The 16,250-nt window shown below is 70.8% G+C and carries 12 protein-coding genes and 1 riboswitch; of the genes, 4 read left to right on the top strand and 8 right to left on the bottom strand.

The features are described 5' to 3' along the window. Positions 1–46: 46 nt before the first annotated feature. From ACWCRB_RS03230 to ACWCRB_RS03215, 4 genes are all read right to left on the bottom strand, one after another. Positions 47–1,585 carry an MFS transporter gene (locus ACWCRB_RS03230; RefSeq protein WP_450994470.1) on the bottom strand — a complete coding sequence of 513 codons (1,539 nt, stop codon included), beginning with the start codon at positions 1,583–1,585 and terminating at the stop codon, positions 47–49. A 425-nt stretch (positions 1,586–2,010) separates the two neighbouring features. Then, positions 2,011–2,535: a copper chaperone PCu(A)C gene (locus ACWCRB_RS03225; RefSeq protein WP_450994371.1), complete on the bottom strand. Its 525-nt coding sequence runs from the start codon at positions 2,533–2,535 to the stop codon at positions 2,011–2,013. Then, positions 2,532–4,793, bottom strand: a complete 2,262-nt coding sequence (locus ACWCRB_RS03220) for a heavy metal translocating P-type ATPase (RefSeq protein ID WP_450994370.1) — start codon at positions 4,791–4,793, stop codon at positions 2,532–2,534. The genes ACWCRB_RS03225 and ACWCRB_RS03220 overlap by 4 nt, the downstream gene beginning before the upstream one ends. After that, positions 4,793–5,047, bottom strand: a complete 255-nt coding sequence (locus tag ACWCRB_RS03215) for a hypothetical protein (RefSeq protein ID WP_450994369.1) — start codon at positions 5,045–5,047, stop codon at positions 4,793–4,795. Before ACWCRB_RS03215 ends, ACWCRB_RS03220 begins: the two co-directional genes overlap by 1 nt. Positions 5,048–5,200: 153 nt before the next feature. Further along, positions 5,201–5,423: riboswitch (cobalamin riboswitch) on the top strand. A gap of 152 nt (positions 5,424–5,575) precedes the next feature. On the opposite strand from ACWCRB_RS03215, the gene metE reads away from it, so the two are divergent. Further along, positions 5,576–7,894 carry a 5-methyltetrahydropteroyltriglutamate--homocysteine S-methyltransferase gene (gene metE, locus ACWCRB_RS03210; protein ID WP_450994368.1) on the top strand — a complete coding sequence of 773 codons (2,319 nt, stop codon included), beginning with the start codon at positions 5,576–5,578 and terminating at the stop codon, positions 7,892–7,894. Positions 7,895–8,141: 247 nt separating this feature from the next. Here metE and ACWCRB_RS03205 read toward each other — a convergent pair whose 3' ends face one another. From ACWCRB_RS03205 to ACWCRB_RS03195, 3 genes are read right to left on the bottom strand one after another with little or no spacing between them, the layout of a single operon-like run. Then, positions 8,142–8,417 (bottom strand): hypothetical protein, encoded by a 276-nt coding sequence (locus ACWCRB_RS03205; protein WP_450994367.1) that lies wholly within the window; start codon positions 8,415–8,417, stop codon positions 8,142–8,144. Continuing rightward, positions 8,414–9,253, bottom strand: a complete 840-nt coding sequence (locus tag ACWCRB_RS03200; RefSeq protein ID WP_450994366.1) for an HD domain-containing protein — start codon at positions 9,251–9,253, stop codon at positions 8,414–8,416. The genes ACWCRB_RS03205 and ACWCRB_RS03200 overlap by 4 nt, the downstream gene beginning before the upstream one ends. Further along, the gene (locus ACWCRB_RS03195; protein WP_450994365.1) at positions 9,250–9,597 is read right to left on the bottom strand and encodes a PadR family transcriptional regulator; all 348 of its coding nucleotides are present in this window, start codon (positions 9,595–9,597) and stop codon (positions 9,250–9,252) included. Before ACWCRB_RS03195 ends, ACWCRB_RS03200 begins: the two co-directional genes overlap by 4 nt. A gap of 206 nt (positions 9,598–9,803) precedes the next feature. On the opposite strand from ACWCRB_RS03195, the gene ACWCRB_RS03190 reads away from it, so the two are divergent. The 3 genes from ACWCRB_RS03190 (at position 9,804) to ACWCRB_RS03180 (ending at position 15,644) form a co-directional block, all read left to right on the top strand. Beyond that, positions 9,804–13,334 (top strand): Ig domain-containing protein, encoded by a 3,531-nt coding sequence (locus ACWCRB_RS03190; protein ID WP_450994364.1) that lies wholly within the window; start codon positions 9,804–9,806, stop codon positions 13,332–13,334. A 48-nt stretch (positions 13,335–13,382) separates the two neighbouring features. Continuing rightward, positions 13,383–14,480, top strand: coding sequence for a polyprenyl synthetase family protein (locus ACWCRB_RS03185; protein WP_450994363.1), 1,098 nt, complete (start codon positions 13,383–13,385; stop codon positions 14,478–14,480). Between the two features lie 93 nt (positions 14,481–14,573). Beyond that, on the top strand, positions 14,574–15,644 hold the full coding sequence (locus tag ACWCRB_RS03180; protein WP_450994362.1) for a polyprenyl synthetase family protein: 1,071 nt from the start codon (positions 14,574–14,576) through the stop codon (positions 15,642–15,644). Between the two features lie 29 nt (positions 15,645–15,673). On the opposite strand, the gene ACWCRB_RS03175 is transcribed toward ACWCRB_RS03180, so the two are convergent. Further along, positions 15,674–16,087 carry a hypothetical protein gene (locus ACWCRB_RS03175; protein ID WP_450994361.1) on the bottom strand — a complete coding sequence of 138 codons (414 nt, stop codon included), beginning with the start codon at positions 16,085–16,087 and terminating at the stop codon, positions 15,674–15,676. Between the last annotated feature and the right edge of the window lie 163 nt (positions 16,088–16,250).

The raw sequence follows: 16,250 nt of genomic DNA, 5'->3' as shown, positions 1-16,250 counted from the left end.
GACGGGCAGACGGGAAAGTCGAGCAGGGCGGTCGGGAAGGCAGGGCCTAAGGCCCGCTGGTCCGGGAAGTCTTGGCAGCCCGGCCACCCCGCCCAACCCGGGCACTCCGGCCGACCCGGCCGCCCCGCGCACCCCGGCCACCCCGGCCACCCCGGCCACCCCGGCCACCCCGGCCACCCCGGCCACCCCAGGCCGTACCCCCGAACACGCCCAACGCGATCGCCCCGCAACCGATGCCCGCCGCCGTCGCGAAGACGGCGGTACGGATGCCGTCGAGGAGCTCAGCCCCCGTGGCGCTCTGCCCCACTCCCCCGGCGACCGCCACGAGTAGCGCGAGGCCCACCGCGCCGCCCACCTGCAGGGTCGTCGATGCCAGTCCCGAGGCGATGCCCTGGTCGCCGGCTGCCACCCCGGCGGACGCGGCGATCCACATCCCCGTCCACACGGCGCCCTGGCCGAGGCTCAGCAGCACGATCCCCGGCAGCAGTGCGGGATACGAGCCGTCCGAGGTGAGGCCCAGACCGAGGGCTCCGGCTCCGGCGGCGCCCAGCGCCATGCCGCCGACCAGCATGCGGCGCACGCCGAACGCGGACACGGCCCGTTCGCCGGCCTGCGTACCGGCGGCCACCACCACGGCGGGCACGAGGAACGCGAGCCCGGTCGCGACAGCGCTGTAGCCGTGGACGGTCTGGAAGTACAGCGTCAGGAAGTACGGCACCGAACTGAACGTGGCACTGAACAGCGCGGTCACCCCCATCGCCACCAGCAGGCCCCGGTGGGCGAACAGCCGTGCCGGTACGAGTGGTTCACGGGAGCGGCGCTCCACGACGGCGAAGAGCGTCAGCAGGCAGACGGACAGCCCCGCGCTGGTGAGGGCCACCGGTGTGCCCCAGCCCTCGGCGGGAGCCTGGACCAGCAGGAACACCAGGAGTGTGGTTCCACCGGTCGCGGTCAGCGCGCCCGCCGCGTCGAAGTGCCGCGTACGGTCCCACGGTCCGTCCGCCGGGAAGAGCAGCCACCCGGCCACCGCGAGGACTCCGGCGATCGGCACGTTGACGAAGAACACCGACGGCCAGCCGAACGCCTCCACCAGGACCCCGCCGAGGAGGGACCCGAAGCAGAGGCCGCCGGCCCCGGCAGCGCCCCACACCGCCAACGCCCGGTTCCTGTCGGGCCCTTCGTCGTACAAGGTGGTGATCAGGGACAGCGTCGCCGGGAACAGCAGGGACCCGCCGATGCCCTGGACCGCCCTGACGGCGACCAGGAGGCCGGGCGTCTGGGACAGTCCGCCCACCAGGGACGACCCCGCGTACAGCAGCGCCGCCAGGACGAACATACGGCGTCGTCCGAGCAGGTCCGCCGCTCGGCCGCCCAGCAGCAGGAAACCTCCGGTGGCCACGACGTAGGCGCTCACCACCCACTGCAGGTCGTGGTCGGAGAACCCCAGTCCGGCGCCGATGTCGGGCAGGGCGACATACACGATGTTGTAGTCGAGCGAGATGACCAGCTGCGCCGATGCCAGAACGAGCAGAGGAAGACCGAGCGGCTTTCGGAGCGAGGCCTTTTCCGGATCTGTCGCGGACATCATCGATCACCTCCTCGGGAGCACAGAATTCGGAATTCCGGGTGACGGAATTCAACAGGTCGATAATTTCGAGTCACCGTAGCAGCACGGATCGGGCTTGGGAATGCCCAACTTCTCGACGCACTACGGGCGTTCACGATAATTCAGGGCAGCACTGAAATCCGACAGTCGGCGACCACCGAATGGCGACTGACGAAAAGCGGACTTCAGGAATACCGGGCAAAGTCGCGGCTATTTTCCGGGCATTGTCCAGAACCTTCCTCTTGCACACGGTGGCCGGCGGGTGACAGGACGCCCTGCCGAACCAGTAGTCGGCCGCGAGCGGGTTCGAGTTCCCGCGTCCACGGCCCATTTTCCTTTGCTGCGACGGCACTTGACGGGAACCAGCCAGGACCGTGGGCGAACATTGAGGCCGGGAACCGGAGTTACGCCCCGTCCTCGCCCGGGCGGACCACCACCGCCAGCGTCCTCACCGCTCCGCTGTGCTCGAAGTGCAGGGTGAAGGAGACGAGGTCACCGGGTTGCCAGCCGGCCCTGACCGGCACGATCACGTCGAGGCCGTCCGGGGACATGGCGAGGCGGTCTCCGGCGGGGATCTCGGCCGAGGTCACCGTCTCCGCGGAAGCGGTGCGCGCGCCGGTCATCAGGTGGCGGCTGAGGGTGAGGGCCCCCTTCCCGACCCCGGCGGACGTCACCTTCAGCAACCGGTCGGCCGATCCCCCGCTGTTGACGATCCGGAAGAAGGCCGCCGTCTCCGGGGTGTCTCCGGTGGGCAGGAACATCCGGCCCTCGGTGACCGCGACGCGCGGCGGGGTGCCGGCGTTGCCGTACGCCGTCCAGGTGCTCAGACCGCCGAGGGCGAGGCCGCACACGCCGACGGGCGCGAGCGCGGCGAGCAGGGCGTCGGTGAGCCGACGGCGCGTCGGCCGCCAAGGGGATCGGTCGCTCATGGGGTGTGTCTCCGGGAGGCGGGTGAGGGCTGCCAGGCGCGCAGCCGCAGGCTGTTGGCGACGACGAGCACCGAGCTGGCGGACATGGCGGCCGCGGCGAGCATCGGGTTGAGCAGACCGACCATGGCCAGCGGGACGGTGACGACGTTGTAGCCGAAGGCCCACACCAGGTTGACGCGGATCGTGCCCAGCGTGCGCCGGGCGAGCCGGACCGCGTCCGCGAGGGCCTCGATGTCTCCGCGCACCAGCGTGACGTCGGCGGCCCCGATGGCGACGTCCGTACCGCTGCCCATCGCGATCCCGAGGTCGGCGCCGGCCAGCGCGGCGGCGTCGTTCACGCCGTCCCCGACGACCGCGACCCGGTAGCCCTGTTCCTGGAGGTCCAGGACGAGTTCGGCCTTGCCCTCGGGTGTGAGGCGGGTGTGCACCTCGTCGATGCCCAGGGCGGACGCGACGGCACGGGCGGGCGCCTCGCGGTCGCCGGTGGCGAGCACGGGGTGCACACCGAGGCGCCGCAACCGTTCGACGGCACGGTAGCTGCCGGGTCGTACGACGTCACCGATCTCGATCAGCGCCTCGGACGTACCGTCCACCCGGACCAGCACGGGGGTGTGGGCGGCGGCTTCGGCCACGGCCAGAGCATCGGCGAGCGCGGCGGGCAACTCGTCGTCCGGCGCGAGGACTTCGACCAGCCGGTCCTCGACCCGGCCGCGGACACCCCGCCCCGGCAGGGCACCGAAGTCACTCACCTCCGGCAGCCATTGCTCACCCGACTCCCGCCGGGAGTACGCGGTGACAGCCCGGCCCAGCGGGTGTTCCGAGCCCGACTCGACGGCCCCCGCCAGGCGCAGCAACTCGTCGCGTCCGAGCCCGTCCGGTACGGCGGTGACCCGGGCGACGGTCATGTGTCCCGAGGTCAGCGTGCCGGTCTTGTCGAGGACGACGGCGTCGATGTGCTGAAGCCCCTCCAGCGCCTGCGGACCGGTGACGAGGACACCCAGCTGAGCGCCCCGGCCGGTCGCGGCCATCAGCGCGGTCGGGGTCGCGAGGCCCAGCGCGCACGGGCAGGCCACGACCAGGACGGCCACGCACGCGGTGATCGCCGCCTGCGGATCGGCCCCGGCGCCCAGCCAGAACCCGAGCACGGTCGCGGCCAGCGCCAGCACGACGGGCACGAAGACACCGGCCACCGTGTCGGCCAGCCGCTGGGCACGCGCCTTGCCGGCCTGAGCCTCTGTCACCAGCCGGGTGATGCGGGCGAGTTGGGTGTCGGCGCCGACGGCCGTTGCGCGTACGAGCAGCAGCCCGCCCGCGTTGACGGCACCGCCGACCACGGCCGAGCCGGGCCCGACCTCGACCGGTTCGCTCTCCCCCGTGACCAGGGACAGGTCCACGGCCGAACTTCCCTCGGCCACCTCGCCGTCGGTGGCGACCCGCTCCCCCGGCCGCACGACGAAGACCTGACTGACCGTCAACTCCTCGATGGGGACGAGCCGTTCGGAGCCGCCGTCCTCCCGGACCGACACCTCCTTGGCGGCGAGCCTGGCCAGCGACCGCAGTGCCGCCCCGGTCCCGTGCCGGGCCCGCGCCTCCAGGAAGCGGCCCGCGAGCACGAACAGCGGTACGCCGACAGCCGCTTCGAGGTAGATGTGGGCGACGCCGTCGGAGGCGGACGGCAGGAGCGTGAACGGCATCCGCATGCCGGGGGCGCCGGCACCACCGAGGAAGAGCGCGTACGCCGACCAGGCGAAGGACGCCACGACGCCCAGCGAGACCAGGGTGTCCATGGTCGCGGCGGAGTGCCGCAGTCCCCGTACCGCCCGCTCGTGGAAGGGCCAGGCGCCCCACACGGCGACGGGCGCGGCCAGTACGAAGCACAGCCACTGCCAGTTGCTGAACTGGAGCGCGGGCACCATCGACAGGACCAGCACGGGCACCGCGAGCAGGGCCGTCACGGCCAGCCGGTCCCGTTCGCGCGTCGTCTCCTCTGGCTCACCGTCGTCCGTGGCCTGCCGTTTCCTGGGCGGTTCGGGGAGGGCGGCCGTGTAGCCGGCCTTCTCCACGGTCGCGACGAGTTCGTCGGGGCTGACGTCCGCAGGGTGGCTCACCCGGGCCCGCCCGGTGGCGAGATTCACGGTGGCCGTGACGCCGTCCAGCCTGCCGAGCTTCTTCTCGACGCGGGTGACGCAGGCCGCGCAGGTCATGCCGCCGACGGTCAGATCGGTGGTCACCAGGACGGTCGTGGGTTCGGCACCCATCAGTTGCCTCCTCCGCTCATGTCCATGTCGCCCATGTCGTCCAGGTCGTCGATCTCGCCGGTACCGCCGCCGCCCGTGCCTGTGCCGGTGTCATGCATGCCGGGCGCGACGGGTCCGGAGGCGGTCCCGGCGGCGTAGGACACCGTGAAGATCAGGGCCAGCAGCAGGAGGAAGCCGCAGAGTGCGGGCGGGGGCGCCGCTCTCCGCAGGACCGCACCCGCACTGGATAAGGAGGATTGCCGGGACTCGTCCATCAACCGCGTCTCCAAGTCACGTCGTACGACGTCGCTCGGATCGCGCCGTACCGGTTGAGTAGTCGGACCGGATGTGGGCCGGGTTCCGGGGCAGCCGTATGGTGCACGTCACATATGCCGGACGTGATCCACCGCGCCCGGGTGCTGCCCCTTAGGCTGGTCCGTGCAGCTGGTTCGCCCCGTCCGCCAGGCGGGATGCGTCGTAAGAGGGAACCCGGTGGGAATCCGGGACTGCCCCGCAGCGGTGAGCGAGAACGACCGCCGTCATACGCACTGGATCCGGTGAACAGGGTCTGGGAAGCGACGGCCAGTAGGTGTCCTCCGGTCGGAGGGCGTGCTCGCGAGTCCGAAGACCTGCCCGTTGCCCGCGTACGAAGCACTCGTGCGCGGACATCCCGGTGACCTCGTGGGCGGGTCGGCGTACATATCCGGTGGGACGGCCGTCGTGCGTCCGCCCGGTGTGTCGTTCCCTTCGCGCCCTCGTCCCGTCCCGGGATCCCAGGGAGATATCTCGCGAAGGAGATTTCCGTGACAGCGAAGTCCGCAGCCGCGGCAGCACGGTCCACCGTGTACGGCTACCCCCGTCAGGGCCCGAACCGGGAACTGAAGAAGGCCATCGAGGGCTACTGGAAGGGCCGTTCCGGCGCCGACGCCCTCCGCACCACCGCGACCGAGCTGCGCGCCACCAACTGGCGCCGGCTCGCCGACGCCGGCATCGACGAGGTCCCGACCGGCGACTTCTCGTACTACGACCACGTCCTCGACACGACCGTGATGGTCGGCGCGATCCCGGAACGCCACCGCGCGGCCGTCGAGGCCGACGCGCTGGACGGCTACTTCGCGATGGCGCGGGGCACGCAGGACGTGGCGCCGCTGGAGATGACCAAGTGGTTCGACACCAACTACCACTATCTCGTCCCGGAGTTGGGCCCGGGCACGGTCTTCACGACCGACTCGGCCAAGCAGGTCACCGAGCTGGGCGAGGCCCTGGCGCTGGGCCTCGCCGCCCGCCCCGTCCTCGTGGGTCCCGTCACCTATCTGCTGCTGGCCAAGCCCGCGCCCGGTGTCGCCGCCGGCTTCGACCCGCTGACGCTCCTGGACCGGCTGCTGCCGGTGTACGCCGAGGTCCTCGCCGATCTGCGGGCGGCGGGCGCCGAGTGGGTGCAACTCGATGAGCCGGCTCTGGTCCAGGACCGCACTCCGGCCGAGCTGAACGCCGCCGCCCGCGCCTACCGTGACCTCTGTGGGCTCACCGACCGGCCGAAGCTGCTGGTCGCGTCCTACTTCGACCGGCTCGGCGACGCCCTGCCCGTCCTGGCCAAGGCGCCCGTCGACGGACTCGCGCTGGACTTCACCGACGCCGCGGCCGCCAACCTCGACACCCTCGCGGCCGTGGGCGGGCTACCCGGCAAGCGTCTGATCGCCGGGGTCGTCAACGGCCGCAACATCTGGGTCAACGACCTGGAGAAGTCGCTGTCGACGCTGGGCACCCTGCTCGGCCTGGCCGACCGGGTCGACGTGTCGGCGTCCTGCTCCCTCCTCCACGTGCCGCTCGACACGGCCCTGGAGCAGGACATCGATCCGCAGATCCTGCGCTGGCTGGCCTTCGCGCGGCAGAAGACCGCCGAGATCGTCGCCCTCGCCAAGGGCCTCTCCCAGGGCACCGACGCGATCACCGGCGAACTGGCCGCCAACCGCGCTGACTTGGCCGCCCGGGCCACCTCGCCGATCACCCGCGACCCCGCCGTACGGGCCCGTACGGCCGCCGTCACGGACGCCCACGCCCGCCGCTCACAGCCCTACGGCGAGCGTGCCAGGACCCAACGCGCGCACCTGCGCCTGCCGTTGCTGCCGACCACCACCATCGGCTCCTTCCCGCAGACCGGCGAACTGCGCACCGCCCGCGCCGACTTGAGGACGGGCCGGATCGACCAGGCGGCGTACGAGGATCGCATCAGGACGGAGATCGGCGAGGTGATCGCCTTCCAGGAGAAGACCGGCATCGACGTCCTCGTCCACGGCGAACCCGAACGCAACGACATGGTCCAGTACTTCGCCGAGCAACTGACGGGGTACCTCGCGACGCGGCACGGCTGGGTGCAGTCCTACGGCACCCGCTATGTCCGCCCGCCGATCCTGGCCGGCGACATCTCCCGCCCCGAACCGATGACGGTGCGCTGGACGACGTACGCCCAGTCCCTCACCTCACGCCCGGTCAAGGGCATGCTCACCGGGCCGGTCACCATGCTGGCCTGGTCCTTCGTCCGCGACGACCAGCCTCTCGGCGACACCGCCCGCCAGGTCGCCCTCGCCCTGCGTGACGAGGTCAACGACCTTGAGGCAGCCGGGACTTCGGTCATCCAGGTGGATGAGCCCGCCCTGCGCGAGACGCTGCCGCTGCGGGCCGCCGACCATTCCGCCTACCTGGTCTGGGCCACGGAGGCGTTCCGGCTGAGCACCGGCGGTGTCCGGCCGGGCACCCAGATCCACACGCACATGTGCTACGCCGAGTTCGGCGACATCGTCCAGGCGATCGACGACCTGGACGCCGACGTCATCAGCTTGGAAGCCGCCCGCTCCCACATGCAGGTCGCCCGCGAACTCGCCGCCCACGGCTACCCGCGCGAGGCCGGACCCGGCGTCTACGACATCCACTCCCCGCGCGTCCCGAGCACCGAGGAGGCCGCCGACCTGCTCCGCACCGGCCTCAAGGCGATCCCAGCCGAGCGCCTCTGGGTCAACCCCGACTGCGGCCTGAAGACCCGCGGCTGGCCCGAGACCCGCGCGTCGCTGGAACACCTGGTCGCGGCAGCCCGCACGGTCCGTGAGGAACTCTCCGCGCCCTGACGGCAGGCGCCCTAGGCCGGGGAAGGGCTGCGGGCGGGGGAGCATCTCTGTTCCTCCTCCCCTGTGGTCCTCCCCCGGCACCGGCATCGCGGAAGACGGGCCCATCGAGTTCATGCCGCCGCGCAGTGCGGCGGCCGAGGCCAGGCTCTGGACGGCGATCCGGCGCCTGGAGGCCCTGTCGCCCACGTTCGTCGTGATCCGCTTCCGACCGCGTGGCTGCCAGCGGCCCGTCGTAGCGTCCCGGCAGTCACAGCCCGTCCTGCGGAGCGGAAGGTGGTGCCGGGCGCCGGCTCGGCTCGGGTCCGGCGGCACCGGCCGTGGGGGTCTGCCAGGCCTGGAGCAGACGACACAGGCGACGAGCCGGTGTCTCGCTGGGGACGAAGAGTACTGCCGCCACCAACGCGAGTCCGCCTACGGCGAGTGCTCCGGCCGCCCATGCGGTCAGCCCTCCCTGCACCATGGCCGTCACGAACGCGGCCACTGTCCCGAGGACGGCACCCAGTCGCGCCGCCCCGCTCGTCATCGCGGTTCCTGACGTAAGGGGCGGCGCAGCATCATCGACAGTCGGGGCGTGCCCAGCAGGACGCGGAGCGTGAAGCGGGTGCGGGCGTGGCGGGTGGCGTGGGTGGCCAGGTCTGCGCTCCATTCCTCCTGCCAGCGTGCGCGTTGCCCTGCGGGCAGCAGCAGAGCGCATGCGGTCAGGAGCCGTCCCGTGACGGCATAGGACGACGGTGCCGGTCGCAGGACCGCCGAGGCGAGGTCCCGCAGTTCACGGCCGACCGTCTCCAGGCCCGCCGCGGAGGCCACGGGCACGAACACCTCAAGGGTTTCACGGGCCTTGAGAAGCTGCCTGGCCCTGGCCAGGAATGTGATGGTGCGCATGTTGTGAAGCCGGTCGGCGAGTCGGACGGCCAGCACGGCCATCGCCGGTGACGGGTCGGCGGCATCGGACGCGGGCATCGTGGCCTTGCCGTCCTGCCAGTACCAGGAGACCTCGGCGGCTCCGACCGCCGCGATCAAGTCGGCGACTTCTGGGCCGAATTGGTCGGCGATCCGTTGCGGAGGACAGGCCGTGTCGTCCAGCACGTCGTGAAGGAGCGCCGCGCACACCACGTGCGGGGGCAGCCGGAGATCGGCGACGATGGCGGCGACGGCGAGACAGTGGGTGACGTAGGCGTCTCCGCTGCGGCGCCGCTGGCCCTCGTGCCAGAAGGCAGCCTCGGCATAGGCGCGTTCCACCGGGGCGGTGTCGGACTCGGGGTGGTGTGCGCGGACAGCGGCGAGCAGGCCGTCGAGGGACGACGGTGCCGTGCCCGCCCGTACGACGCGGCGCGACCCTGACCGGCGGCGGGCCTTCATGACGGGCCTCCCTCGGTCGCCGGGCGGACGGCCGCCCAGCCGGGCAGGGGTTTCTTCCGGGACCGGTAGACGCGGGCCAGGGCGTCGCGGGCCTGCTCGGCGCCGTCCCGGGTGATCCGGTAGAAGCGGCGGCGTGGGCGCCCGGCCGTCTCATGGACAGCCGGGTCCTCCCAGACGCTGTCCACCCAGCCCACCTGCTCCAGCCGGGCGAGGATCGGATAGATCGTGCCCGACGGCAGTCCCGCCACCTCGCACAGCTCCAGGCCGTACCGCTGCTTGGCGGGATCCTCCAGCAAAGCCCGCAGGACCAGTTGGGTCTGCAGGGTCATACGCGGCGTACCCATACTCGTACTCTACATAGCCCATATACGGGCTGACTAGAGGTGGGGGCAGGCGTCCACTCGCTCCCGACAGTAATCGTTTACGTCATAAGCGGTCGCACGCCTCTTGATGTGTGTCACTGGTCTCACCTAGCTTGGCAGCAAACGATTACTACGATCGATTCCTCAATCGACCTGGACCTGACGACGACCGCACCCGGAGCCGCAGCATGTCCGACAGACGTCACCAGCCGTCGTACGCCCAACGCCCCTCCCGCCGTACCGTCCTCGGCGCCATGACCGTCGGCGCCGCCGCGCTCGGCCTGCCCGCCGTGGCGCCGGGACGCGCCATGGCCGACGAGGCGCCGGCCGACGACGGTCTGCCCGTCCTGCGCACCTGGCGCAGCCTCAACGGTTTCGTCCACCCCGGCATCGGCGTCTCGGCCGGCAACCTCCGTCTCGCCCGCGCCCAGGTGCTCGCCGGCAGCGAACCCTGGGCGAGCTACTACGCGGCGATGCGGCAGACGTCGTACGCCTCCACGACGCTCAGGTCCAAGAACCTGGGCAGCGTCCTGGACCTGCCGGGCACCGACACCTTCGCCTCCCAAGGCACGGAGTCGAAGCTCATCGAGGACTCCTGGGGCGTGCTCACCCAGGCGATCCTGTACTTCGTCACCGGCGACCCGGTCTACCGCGCCAACGGCATGCGGATCATCCGGATCTGGAGTCACATGGCCCCGGACAAGTACGCCTACTACGCCGACGCCCAGATCCATTCGGGCGTTCCGCTCTATCGGCTGCTGGCCGGGGCGGAGATCTTCCGCGCGACCGACTTCGACGCCGCGTCCACCCCGTACGCCGATTACGACATCGTCTGGCACGACTCCGACACCGCGAATCTGACGGCCAATCTCGTCGTCCCGATGACGGAGACGTTCCTGCACAAGAACACCTACTACTACAACCAGCATCTCTACCCGCTGGTCGGCGCCCTGGCCGGCTACATCTTCACCGACAACCTCGACCGCTATCGCGAGGGCGTCGAGTGGTACACCGTCAACTCCACGACCACGAGGCCCGAGCAGAACGGCGCGATCGCCTCGCTCTATCCGAGGATCGACAGGAAGGACCCGCTCAACACCTTCGGCCGTTCCTTCGTCCAGCTCCAGGAGATGGGCCGCGACCAGGCACACGCCGAGGACGACGTCTATGCGGCCACCGGCCTCGCCCGCATTCTCACGGTCCAGGGCACGCGGGTCGACCCGGTCAAGGGCACCGTCTCCACGGCCCGTGACGCCGTCAGTCCGTACCGCTTCCTCGACAACCGTCTGCTGACTGGCAACGACCCCTTCTACCGCTACATGCTGGGCCACGCGATCCCCTGGATCGACACCACCGGCGGCCCCGGCAAGGTCTCCGAGGCGTATCGCGGACGGCTGTTCAACCCGCTCGACGAGCTGTACTACGTGTACACCTACGAGCAGCCGGCCGACCTTCGGAAGGAGGCGCCGGGCCTGCTGGAGACGCACCGCAACGCCGAGGGTCCGACCTACTACTACGGCAGCTCGCTCGCGAACTTCTGGGGCGGCATCCAGCCCAATCCCGAGTACTGGCTGTCCCTGCCCCGGGCCGTCGCCGGTCAGACCCCGCCCGAGCCCAGCGGCCCGAACGTGCCGTTCGCGACCAAGAGCATCCTGCTGGACGGCCGTTCGAAGGTGCGGGCCGAGGACGGGCACGAGTTCGTCCGGGTCCGACCCTCGAAGAAGGGGAGCGTCGTCGCCATCCGGCAGTTGATGTACGGCGACACCTCGAAGTACTACCCGGTCGGCGTGCGCTTCCGTACCACCGCCTCCGCGACCCTGGAGATCAGCCGCGACCGCGGCAGCGCGCCCTACTGCACACTCACCGTGCCCGACACGCACGGCCAGTGGCGCTACCTCACCTACAACCTCCAGGCATCCGTCGTCCCCACGACCGTCGTCGGGAACTACATCGCCTACTACCGGATCAAGGGCCGGCCGCACGGGACCGTCGACCTCGACCACGTCAACCTCCTGGCGGTCAGCCAGCTTTCACCGCCGCTGTTCCCGCAGGGCCTCGCCACGACGATCATCGGGCTCAAGGGCGCTCCCCTCACCCGCTCCCTAGCTGCCACCGACCCGAACTCCTCGGACACGGTCACGTACGAGGCCGAGGGACTTCCGACGGGCGCGCGGCTCGACGCGGCGACCGGCACGCTGACCTGGACCCCTGGTGCCTCGCAGACCGGCCCGCACACCTTCCACGTCGTCGCCTCGGACGGCACGGTCGACACCGTCCTCGACGTGACCCTCCCGGTGGCCGCCGACCGGACGTCCGCCTACCAACTCGCCCTCGCCGCCTACGACACCACGGCCACCTACACCACCGCCTCCCTCGCCGTCTTCCAGCCCGTCGCCGACTCCGTCAGGGCGTCGATCGACACGGCCGACGACGAGACGTTCCTCGCGAACCTGGCCACCCTCCAGGCCGCGGTGACGAAGCTTCAGCTCCTCTCCCCCCGCCTTGCCGATGACGGCAGCCTGGCCTATCCCTCCCTGGTCTCCTCCCCCACCCTGACCGCCGCCGCCATCGCCAACATGACCGACGGCGATTTCAACACCACCAGCGGCGATCTGCGGGCCCCGTTCGTCCTCGACTTCGGCGTCGACCACCGCTTCTCCGCGACCGCGTTCGGCCTCCAGGCGCGCTACAACTTCGCCAACCGCTCGCAGGGCGCCAACGTCTACGGCTCCAACGACAAGGTCACCTGGACGAAGCTGACGGTCAGGGAGACGACCGACACCACGGACGACGACTTCGCCCTGGAGACCATCGACGTCTTCGGCCAACTGCGCGGCGAGCAGTACCGGTTCCTCAAGGTCCAGGTGGATTCCCCGGGCGTCCCCACCGATCCCGCCTACCCGGGCATCTCCTCCTTCGCCGAACTCCGCGTCCACGGCAACCGGCACGAGGCCGTCAACAGGATCTCCTCGGCGGTCCTCTCGTCGGACAACGCGCTCCCGGGCCGTGCCGTGGGCGGCGACACCGTCACCCTCACGCTCACCACGAAGGAGGCCGTCACCGATGTCGCGGTGACCATCGAGGGACACCCGGCCGAGGTCACACGGGACGGAGACACCACGTTCCGCGCGCGGGCCGTCCTGCCCGACGCCATCGACTCCGGCCGCCCTCTCCGCTTCAGCGTCGACTACACGACCGCGACCGGCGCCAAGGGCTCGACCCTCTACGCCACCACGGACGACTCGTACCTCTATCTCTCCAACGAACAGAACATCGTGAACGACGTCATCGCCAAGGCGGACCTGGTGAGCCTCACCGGGACGTCCGAGTCGTCCAAAGCGGCCGCCACCGCGCTGCTCTTCGACGCGAAACTCACCACGTACACCGACACCCGCGCGGTGAACGGCCAGTACTACATCGTCTGGGACTTCCGCGAGGGCGGCTCACTCGCCCTCGACCGCGCCGATCTGATCGTGCGCCAGGACTCGTACGGCACCACCCGCGCCGCCGGGCTCCAACTCCTCGGCTCCCACGACCTCGTCACCTGGACGACCATCACCACCAAGGCCCAGGCGACCCTCCAGTGGCAGAACCTCGCCCGCACCGACACCACCAACACCACCGTGCCCTACCGGTACATCCGCCTCTCCAACACGAACATCATCAACGTCGCCGAGCTGCGATTCTTCGGCACGTATACGGCACCCGACTCCAACTGACCCAACCTGCACGCGTGTTCTCCGGCCGTCCGCGTCGTTGGACGGATCATGCAGACCAGTCGTGAGCCGGTGACCTCAGGGGTGGTTGACTCGCAGGCGATCGATCTGCGGGCCGTGCAGAGCCAGGTCGACGCGGTGCTCGATGGCTTCCTCGCGGGCAAGGCCTGTGCGGCGGCCGGCCGGGGGCATCCACCGGAAGTGGTGCAGACCGTACGGGACTTCCTGGCGGCCGGTGGGAAGCGGATCCGGGCGCAGCTGTGCGTGGTGGGCTGGCATGCCGCGGGTGGGCAGGGTGACGCCACGTCGGCGCTGCGGGTGGCGGCGGCGCTGGAGTTGTTCGTCGCCTTCGCGCTCATCCACGACGACATCATGGACGACTCGGCCAGGCGCCGGGGCCGTCCCGCTGTCCACCGTGCGCTGCGGGCCCGGTTGGGTGCCGACGAGCGGGCCGAGCGGCTGGGCGCGGGCGGTGCGCTGCTGGTCGGCAATCTCGCGCTGATGTGGGCTCAGGAGCTGCTGCACACCGCCCAGTTGGAGCCCGGGCGGCAGCGGTTGGTGCACGGGCTGTTCGACGCGATGCTGGAAGAGGTGATGTACGGCCAGTATCTGGACGTGATGGGTACGGGCTGTGGTGCCGACGACGTCGAGGCCGCCTTGCGGATCATCCGCTACAAGACCGCGGGCGCGACCGTCGAACGGCCGCTGCAGTTGGGGGCCGCTGTCGCCGGGGCCGGTGCGGCCGAGATGGAGGTGCTCACCCGGCTGGGCCTGCCGTTGGGCGAGGCGTTCCAGCTCAGGGACGACCTTCTGGACGTCTTCGGCGGTCCGGACGGTGTGTGTGCGCCGGGCTCCGGTGATCTGCGCGAAGGCAAGCGGACGGTTCTGCTGGCGCTGGGACTGCGGCGCGCCGGCCGGGTCGAGCGGGAGCGGCTGGTCCGTCTCGTGGGCCGGGCCGACCTGGCGGAACGCGGAGCGGCCGAGGCGCGGCGCATTCTGCGGGACACCGGGGCCCGGGAGCGGACCGAGCAGATGATCACCTCCCGCTACGAGGAGGTGCTGCAGGTCCTGGACGGGGCCGGCTTCCCGCAGGCCGTGGACCGTGCGCTGCGCGACCTGGCGGTCACGGCGACCCGGTACACGTCCTGACACACCGCCACGGCCACGCCGGTGGTGAGGGTGCCATGATCACCGCTGTCGCGTCGTGAGCGTGTCCTTGTCCCCGTACAGGAGGGTCTTGTCTTGATCGAGCAGGTTCTGGAGCGTGTCGCCGGTTACGAGCACCGGTTCAACGCTCTCTTCGAGGGGTACTTCGACACGCTGGCCGCCAGGCTCGACACTCCGCCGTTCAGCCGTTTCACTCCCGAATGCCTGGAGTTGCTGCGGGAGTTGTCCTTGCGCGGTGGCAAGCGGATACGGGTGGTCCTGCTGCACGAGGCGGCCGGTCTGGTGACCGGCGAGCCGGTCGAGGGGCTGGACGCGGCGGCGTTGAGCGTCGAGTTGCTGCAGACCCATGGCCTGGTGCACGACGATCTCATCGACGACAGCCCCACCCGGCGGGGCGGCGCGTCCACGTACTACGCCTACCGGGAGCGGTTCCCCGATCATCCGCAGGTGGCCCTCGGCCTCACCGTGCTCGCGGGCGATTTGGCGCTCGCCCTGTCCTGGCAGGCTCTCCTGGACGCGAAGGTGCCTGTGGCGGTGCGTCAGGCCATGGTGGAGGTGCAGACGCGGGCGGCGGCCGACACGTTCGTCGGCCAGATCATCGACCTGGAGCGGGACTTCACGGCCGCCCCGGGCGAGGAGGTTCTGCACGGCGTCGCCGACTACAAGTCGGCCCGCTACTCGATTCTCGCGCCCATGCAGCTCGGGCTCCTCGCGGCGGGTGCGCAGCCGGCGCTCTTCGAGGACGAACTGCGCGCCTACGCACGGCTGGTGGGGATCTGCGGGCAGATGCGCGACGACTATCTGGACCTGTTCGGGGAGGCGGACGCCATGGGCAAGCCGACCGGCACCGACATCCGCGCCGGCAGGCACAGTTACACCGTCAGCGCCCTGCTGTCCGCCGTGAGCGGCGCCGAGCGCACGATGGTGGAAGCGGCACTCGGGGACCCGTTGTGCACGCCGGAGACGGTCGCCGCCGTCCGGGAGACGGCCGAACGGAACGGTGTGGCGGCCGGGATGCGGGCGGACATGCGGCGCCATGCCGAGCAGGCTTCCGCGGTGGCAACCGGCTGGCGGTCCCGGTGGCGTCCGGAATCGGTCTCCTTCTTCGAACTCCTGCCGCTGTGGAGCGTTGAACGAGCCGTGTGAGCAGCGCATGCATGCACCCACAGCGGATGTCACCTCAGGAGGTCGAAGACAGACGCGCCAACTGCCGCGCCGACAAGTGCCCCTACGGTGACCTGGCCGACGGTGTGGCAGCGCAGCCGTACGCGTGACCAGGCGATGAGCGCCACCAAGGGTACGAGTACGAGCGTCCCGGGCCCGAAGACCGAGGTGAGGACGGCGACGGCGGCGGAGGCGACCGCCGAGTGCACGGACACCTTCCAGAAGAAGGTGATCGCCAGCAGGGCGAGCAGGACGGCAAGCATCGCCGTCACCAGGGCCGTGACCGCACGGGGCGCGTCGAACCCGTACAGCAACCCCAGGATCAGCGTGGGCAGCACGGCGGTGAACACCACCGAGGTCATCCCCCAGCCGAGGCCCGCCCATCCCCCGGTGTGCCGGCCCAGCAGCGGGGCCAGGAGGAGCATCCAGTTCCGTGGCTCGCCGCCGTCGCGGTCTGTCCGGGACCCGCCGGAGCTTCGCCGGGGAGCAGGTTGTCGGAGGAACGGATGTGAACTGCCATACGCACGAGGGTCGTTGGGACATAGGTTGTGCGTCGAACCACCCCTGCCATGCCCCAAGCCCCATGCC

This window comes from Streptomyces sp. NPDC002156 (genome assembly GCF_053593675.1).
Note: the sequence above shows the minus strand (reverse complement) of the source record. Positions and strands in the feature narration are given on the sequence as shown.

Excerpts from the sequence above, each read along its gene's own strand:
- ACWCRB_RS03230 (WP_450994470.1), bottom strand. The coding sequence starts at position 1,585 with ATGTCCGCGACAGATCCGGAAAAGGCCTCGCTCCGAAAGCCGCTCGGT.
- ACWCRB_RS03225 (WP_450994371.1), bottom strand. The coding sequence starts at position 2,535 with ATGAGCGACCGATCCCCTTGGCGGCCGACGCGCCGTCGGCTCACCGAC.
- ACWCRB_RS03220 (WP_450994370.1), bottom strand. The coding sequence starts at position 4,793 with ATGGGTGCCGAACCCACGACCGTCCTGGTGACCACCGATCTGACCGTC.
- ACWCRB_RS03215 (WP_450994369.1), bottom strand. The coding sequence starts at position 5,047 with ATGGACGAGTCCCGGCAATCCTCCTTATCCAGTGCGGGTGCGGTCCTG.
- ACWCRB_RS03205 (WP_450994367.1), bottom strand. The coding sequence starts at position 8,417 with ATGACGAGCGGGGCGGCGCGACTGGGTGCCGTCCTCGGGACAGTGGCC.
- ACWCRB_RS03200 (WP_450994366.1), bottom strand. The coding sequence starts at position 9,253 with ATGAAGGCCCGCCGCCGGTCAGGGTCGCGCCGCGTCGTACGGGCGGGC.
- ACWCRB_RS03195 (WP_450994365.1), bottom strand. The coding sequence starts at position 9,597 with ATGGGTACGCCGCGTATGACCCTGCAGACCCAACTGGTCCTGCGGGCT.
- ACWCRB_RS03190 (WP_450994364.1), top strand. The coding sequence starts at position 9,804 with ATGTCCGACAGACGTCACCAGCCGTCGTACGCCCAACGCCCCTCCCGC.
- ACWCRB_RS03185 (WP_450994363.1), top strand. The coding sequence starts at position 13,383 with ATGCAGACCAGTCGTGAGCCGGTGACCTCAGGGGTGGTTGACTCGCAG.
- ACWCRB_RS03175 (WP_450994361.1), bottom strand. The coding sequence starts at position 16,087 with ATGCTCCTCCTGGCCCCGCTGCTGGGCCGGCACACCGGGGGATGGGCG.